This is a genomic window from Paraburkholderia sp. EG286B (genome assembly GCF_040965655.1).
Classification (GTDB): Bacteria; Pseudomonadota; Gammaproteobacteria; order Burkholderiales; family Burkholderiaceae; genus Paraburkholderia.
Map to the genome: position 1 here is coordinate 1 of NZ_JBFRCF010000159.1, position 470 is coordinate 470.

1 protein-coding gene is annotated in these 470 nt (G+C 64.7%); it reads left to right on the forward strand.

All coding sequences use genetic code 11. From position 1 onward, the window contains the following. A partial coding sequence (locus AB4Y42_RS44195) for a type VI secretion IcmF C-terminal domain-containing protein (RefSeq protein WP_368697891.1) occupies positions 1 to 463 on the forward strand: 463 nt, incomplete at its 5' end. Positions 464 to 470 lie beyond the last annotated feature (7 nt).

The following is a 470-nucleotide window of genomic DNA, read 5'->3' on the forward strand; positions in this document are numbered from 1 at the left end:
GCTGTCGGGGCGTGAGCTCGACTACTTCAACCAGAAAGAGGAATGGGTCCCGTTCGAATGGCCAGGCCAGTCGCTGGAGAACCTGTCGCATATCGAATGGCAGACGGAGTTGGGCGGCCTGCGCTCGGCGCTCGATGCTCAGGGCAGGTTTGGACTGATCCGGCTACTGGAGCGGGCGAAGGTTTCCCAGCAGGACAATGCGCGTTATCTGCTCACGTGGACGCCGGATTCGAGCCTGGGCATTCCGCTGAAGGTCCGGCTGAGCAGCGACGTGGGAGCCGGCCCACTTGATGTCTTGCAGCTGCGGCACTTTGCGTTGCCCGCGCGCATCTTTCTGACGGGCAGCGCAAAGCCGGGGCCGAGGGCCACTGCCAGCAGTCCACCGCCTTTGCCGGCGGCCATTGCTGCGGCGAAACATGCGGCGATGCCCCTGCCGCATGGCACGGTGCCGGAGGCGGAATGAAGTTAGG